Genomic DNA, 5706 nt, shown 5'->3' on the forward strand with positions numbered 1-5706 from the left:
TAGTTTGTCTAGCATCTAAAATAAAAATTGACGTTTCACGTTGTTTGTTTCGTTCAGTTTTCAAAGAACTACTTGGTCGCTCATTTGCGACTTCCTTATGTTAACATTTTCATCTTTCAATGTCAACTAAGTTTTTTATTTCGTTTGTCGCTTGCGACGTTATTGTCATCGGCGACTTGTTCTATATTACACCTCTAAAGTATAATCGTCAACACCTTTTTATAAAGAACTTCAATTTAATATTTTTATGCTCTTTTAGCTAGATACGTCTCTATAGGATTTCATTATCGGAGCACGGCTTCTGCTTCTCTTTGATTTATTTTTCCAAATATATTCAAGTTAATTTGAACTCTAGACTTAACTTGTGTGGACGTTTTCCTCCAACAAAACTAGCAACCTTATTTTAACAAATACTAGTATATAATTAGAGAGTTGTTGTACTATCAATAAAACTCTATTAGAAACAGGTGAAGATATGAAAGATATACGTATCCTTATAGCAGACGACGATAAAGAAATCCGAAATTTATTAAAAATATATTTAGAACGAGAATTATACATGGTAGACACTGCAATCAACGGCGAAGAAGCCTTGCATTTATTTAATCAAAATAAATATAACCTCGTTATATTAGATCTTATGATGCCCAAAATAGATGGAATCGAGGTATGTAAAAAACTTAGAGATAAAACTAACGTACCTATATTAATGCTCACAGCTAAAGATCACGAAGTTGATAAAATTTTAGGCTTAAGCATTGGTGCTGATGATTATATTACGAAACCTTTCAGCATTCACGAAGTAATTGCACGAGTAAAAGCTCTTATGCGGCGTTTTTTAGTTCTCGGAAGTAACAATACTGCTCAAGAAAAAACCACTTTATCTTTTAAAGGACTAACTATCAATTTAAATACATACACAGTTCATACAAACAAAGAAGAAATTAGCTTAACCGGAAAAGAATTGGAACTGTTAAAATTCTTTACTTCAAACCCAGGGCAAGTATTTACAAAAACACAGCTCTTCCGAAATGTGTGGGACGATAATTATATAGAAGATGACAATACCGTTATGGTACATATTCGAAAACTTAGAAAGAAAATAGAAATTGACCCTTCCAATCCAAAATTCATTCAGACTATATGGGGAATTGGTTATAAGTTTGTAGGTGAAAAGCTTGAAGACTGATAAAACCCTCTTCCTTATTTCATTACAACTTATCATTTGCGGGATTTTAAACATACAAATGGGTCCAAGATTAAAAATGTCTTTATTTATTATCCTTATCTTAATTACAATTTATCTCTTCTTTTCAAGAATACAATTCATTCAACATCGTAAAGCAATGGATACTAAATTAAGTCGTGTACTAAAAGGAAACTTACAAACGAGATTATTCACAAGCAATGACCACTCATTACATAATATCGTTTTTTCAATAAACGAGCTAATAGCTAAATTAGAGCAGGTTCAGATTGAAGCCAAAAGATCCGAGGAATCCAGAAAACAACTTTTGTCTAGTATCTCCCACGATATACGAACACCACTCACCTCCATAATCGGATATATAGATGCTTTGAAAGACGGAGTTGCTGCTTCTGAAATAGAAAAACAAGAATATCTTAAAATACTCTATATGAAATCAAATAACTTAAAGCACCTAGTTGATGAAATATTCAATATGGCGAAGCTAGACGCTAATGAATTTCCACTAAAAGAAGAAGAACTCGACTTTTCTGAAGTTACTAGAGAAGTTTTGATTGAATTTTCACCTGAGCTCTCAAAACATAACATCGAACTGCAAATTCTCATATCAGATTCTACTTGTCCTATCATCGCAGATCATCTAAGCATTATGCGGATTATCGGTAATTTAATGAAAAATGCAATTTATTACGGAAAGGATGGGAAAACAATAGGAGTCGAACTGCTAGAAGCTGATGCAGAATACAAACTTCATATTTGGGATCAAGGCCCTGGTATTCCAAAACATGATTTACAAAACATATTTGAGCGAATGTACCGAAGCGAACAATCAAGAAACTCTTCATTTGGTGGTAGCGGTCTCGGACTCTCTATTTCTAAAGCACTCGTTGAAAAAAATGGTGGGCATATATGGGTTGAAAGTACTCCATGGAAACGAACTACTTTTGGCTTTTCTATTCCAAAACACAATACTTTTAAGAAATAGTTAAGAAATGATTAATATGCAGTTAAGCCTTCCTTTTTATGATGTAAGTAAGAACTTATAGAAAGCAGGTGTCTCCTATAAATACAATTATAAAAACGACTAACCTTACTAAAGTATATGGCAATCAAAAATCAGTAGATAATTTAAATATTAATGTTCAACAAGGAGAGATTTATGGCTTCATAGGCCGCAACGGTGCTGGTAAAACAACAACCATTCGTATGCTGCTTAGTCTTATAAAACCTACAAGTGGAACGATTGAAATATTCGGAGAGAACTTATTCCAAAATCAAAAAGATATTTTAAGCAGAATTGGTTCTATAGTTGAAGTTCCAGGATTTTATGAAAACTTAACTGCAAAAGAAAACCTACTAATTAATGCAAAGATAATTGGGGTTCACAAAAAGAATGCTATCGAAGAAGCATTAGAAATAGTAGGCTTGCAGCATGAGACAAAAAAGTTAGTAGGAAAGTATTCTTTAGGAATGAAGCAACGCTTAGGAATTGCACGCGCTCTTCTCCATTATCCTGAGCTACTCATATTAGATGAACCAACTAACGGACTAGACCCTATTGGTATTAAAGAAATGCGAAAACTTATTCATTCTTTAGCTCAAGAAAGAAATATAACAATACTCATTTCTAGTCACATATTAGCCGAGATAGAACAGTTGGTCGATCGTATCGGAATTATTCATGAAGGAAAGTTACTAGAAGAAGTTTCTCTTGATACGCTGCGCAAAGCAAACCGTAAGTACATAGAGTTTCAAGTGAATAATGACGATAAAGCTGTGATGTTATTAGAAAATCATCTTCAAATTTTTGATTATGAAGTACATGATGAAGGAAATATTCGTATTTACTCTCATTTTGGACAACAAGGATACATAAACAGAACGTTTGTTCTTAATGGTATTGAAGTATTAAAAATGATGATAAGCGAAGATAGACTAGAAGATTATTTCACCAAACTAGTTGGAGGTGGAACAATTGGTTAATCTACTCTATACAGAACTCTTAAAACTAAAACGCTCTAATATGTTTTTAATTAGCATTATTGGTGCTGGTGTCGCACCTTTCTTAGTTGTAGTAGCCTCTTATATACATATAAAAACAAAACAGCCTACTCCAACTATTTGGTTCCATCAATTATTCACTGACGTTAACTTATATACTACTTTAGTTATAGGATTCCCCTTATATGGAGTAGTGGTTGCATATTTGCTTACCCGCGAATATGCAGAAGATACACTGAAAAATTTACTAACTATCCCCGTGTCGCGCATTAGCTTTATTATAAGTAAATTCATCATTCTCTTTCTTTGGATTATGATGCTAACTTTAGTCGCTTGGGCACTTACTTTAATATTAGGGCTATTGGGGAACTTCCCTGGCTTTAACATTTCTTTACTTTTAGGTTCTTTCCTAGAATTTTTAATATGTGGTGGACTTCTCTTTCTATTGTCTTCACCTATTGTGCTACTAACTCTTGTAATGAAGAGCTATGTACCGCCCATTATATTAACAGTCATTATTACAATGACTAATCTTATGCTCGTAAACTCCAAGCATAAAGATTTATTTCCGTGGACCGCTACTCTAGATATCGCAAATAACGAATTACAACCGACATATCCACCAGAGTATTCTTATATCATCATTGCAGTAACGACAATTTCCGGATTTATTGCAACACTATTCTATTTTAAAAAAGTAGACATTCATTAATTTGTAGGAGTGAAACTATGAGCGATATCATTATTGCCTTCATACTCGGTATTGTAGAAGGATTAGCTGAATTTTTACCTATATCCTCTACTGGCCATCTTATATTAGTCGGGCATTTATTAGGCTTTGAGGGAGAAAGAGCGAAAACGTTTGAAATTGTTATTCAGCTAGGCGCAATTTTAGCCATTGCAATTTTATATCATAAACGTCTCGTTTCTTTATGTAATATTAAGCCACTTCTACAGAAAGAAAAAAAATTCAACGCGTTCCATGTATTTCTTGGCGTATTTCCGGCAGTGGTTACTGGTTTGCTACTACATGATATTATTAAAACATACTTATTCCAGCCATACACTGTTGTGATTGGACTTGTAGCAGGTGCAATTCTTATGCTCTTTGCAGAAGTAAAAAAGAAGGAGGCAGCAGCCTATTCACTGGACGATTTAACATACCGCCAAGCTTTAACAATCGGATTATTTCAGTGCTTAGCAGTATACCCTGGCTTCTCTAGAGCTGGCTCTACTATCTCTGGAGGTCTATTAGCAAAAGTAAATTATAAGACTGCATCTGAATTCTCTTTTCTAATAGCTCTTCCTGTAATGATTGGGGCTACAGGCTTAGACTTACTAAAAAGTTGGAAGTATTTAAGTGTCGATGACATCCCTATGTTTGCGGTAGGATTCATTACCTCTTTTATAGTAGCGATGCTAGCGGTAGTAACTTTTCTAAAGCTTTTAGAGAAGATAGGTTTAAAACCTTTTGCGTACTATCGTATTTTGTTGGCTATCTTATTTACGCTTTTCGTATTGCTATAGATTCATATAAGTCACATATTATTAAACTGATATTCAATTTAGAATATCAGTTTTTTCATCTATTTTAACTCTAGTATTACTCACTTCAATATGGCATAGTGATAATAAACTACCATTCATAATCTGAACGTTCTTTAAGTAACTACATCCTTTATCATAAAATGCAATTGGAAAATTAAAGATCCCATATATGTACAGAACATATTTACAAACTATATTCACTCCACATAGTATCTTTTTAATTTGCAACACACCGCTACAACTTTTAAATGAGTACAAAGACATACTAAATAAGTAAGTAAGTAAATTTCCTAGGAATTATAAAGAGACTAAATATGAATTAGAGTGAGGTAACGATAAAAATGAATCAATTAGCACAGACATATTGGGATACTTATTGGGGAAACAACAAAAAACCAGAATCTGTTACAGCTTGGCAATTTGGGGATGCCCCTAATTATCTTGCACAACTAGTAATTGACGGTATTAAAACCGCTACATGCTCCGGTCACATTTTTTATGAATTAGAACATGAATCACTACCGACTACTATTGATTATAGTATTATACTCAATAGTAATGATGAACCTGTAGCTATTATTAAGACAATAGAAGTAACTGTAACACCAATGAATGAAGTAAGCGAAGAATTCGCTATCGCTGAAGGCGAAGGAGATCGTACTTATAATTACTGGAGAGACACCCATGTTCGTTTTTTTACAAAGGAACTAAATGAGCTTGGTCTTAATTTCTCTGAAGATATGTTACTCGTCTGTGAGCGTTTTGAACTTGTTGATGTGAACAATAAAGTGAAATTTTAATAAACTGAGATTTACCAGCCATTCTTATTTTTATAAAACACAAAAAAGACGAGTCATTCTGACTCGTCTTAAAGTTGCTTGGCGACGTCCTACTCTCACAGGGACAAGGTCCCAACTACCATCGGCGCTAGAGAGCTTAACTTCCGTGTT

Annotated in this window: 6 protein-coding genes; all 6 read left to right on the plus strand. The window is 33.6% G+C overall.

The window, feature by feature from the left end; genetic code table 11:
• Nucleotides 1-475 precede the first annotated feature (475 nt).
• The 6 genes from ACS2CR_RS33195 to ACS2CR_RS33220 all read left to right on the plus strand — a co-directional run bounded on the left by ACS2CR_RS33195 (nt 476) and on the right by ACS2CR_RS33220 (nt 5556).
• Complete coding sequence (locus ACS2CR_RS33195; RefSeq protein ID WP_000651991.1) at nt 476-1189, plus strand: response regulator transcription factor; 714 nt, start codon at nt 476-478, stop codon at nt 1187-1189.
• On the plus strand, nt 1179-2192 hold the full coding sequence (locus ACS2CR_RS33200; RefSeq protein WP_053512338.1) for a sensor histidine kinase: 1014 nt from the start codon (nt 1179-1181) through the stop codon (nt 2190-2192). The genes ACS2CR_RS33195 and ACS2CR_RS33200 overlap by 11 nt, the downstream gene beginning before the upstream one ends.
• Nucleotides 2193-2260: 68 nt before the next feature.
• The gene (locus tag ACS2CR_RS33205) at nt 2261-3190 is read left to right on the plus strand and encodes an ABC transporter ATP-binding protein (protein WP_000074580.1); all 930 of its coding nucleotides are present in this window, start codon (nt 2261-2263) and stop codon (nt 3188-3190) included.
• A complete protein-coding gene (locus ACS2CR_RS33210) occupies nt 3183-3920 on the plus strand; it encodes an ABC transporter permease (protein ID WP_000247716.1) in 738 nt (245 codons plus the stop codon). Before ACS2CR_RS33205 ends, ACS2CR_RS33210 begins: the two co-directional genes overlap by 8 nt.
• 17 nt (nt 3921-3937) lie before the next feature.
• Nucleotides 3938-4735 carry an undecaprenyl-diphosphate phosphatase UppP gene (gene uppP / locus ACS2CR_RS33215; RefSeq protein WP_053512339.1) on the plus strand — a complete coding sequence of 266 codons (798 nt, stop codon included), beginning with the start codon at nt 3938-3940 and terminating at the stop codon, nt 4733-4735.
• Between the two features lie 362 nt (nt 4736-5097).
• Entirely contained in the window at nt 5098-5556 is a 459-nt protein-coding gene (locus tag ACS2CR_RS33220) for an ASCH domain-containing protein (RefSeq protein ID WP_001072418.1), read from the plus strand.
• The last annotated feature ends 150 nt before the right edge of the window (nt 5557-5706 follow it).

Origin of the sequence: Bacillus cereus group sp. BceL291 (assembly GCF_051776705.1) — a bacterium.
Lineage (GTDB): Bacteria > Bacillota > Bacilli > Bacillales > Bacillaceae_G > Bacillus_A > Bacillus_A cereus.

Bases quoted from the DNA above. Each gene is read 5' to 3' on its own strand.
- uppP (WP_053512339.1), top strand. From the start codon at position 3,938: ATGAGCGATATCATTATTGCCTTCATACTCGGTATTGTAGAAGGATTA.
- ACS2CR_RS33195 (WP_000651991.1), top strand. From the start codon at position 476: ATGAAAGATATACGTATCCTTATAGCAGACGACGATAAAGAAATCCGA.
- ACS2CR_RS33220 (WP_001072418.1), top strand. From the start codon at position 5,098: ATGAATCAATTAGCACAGACATATTGGGATACTTATTGGGGAAACAAC.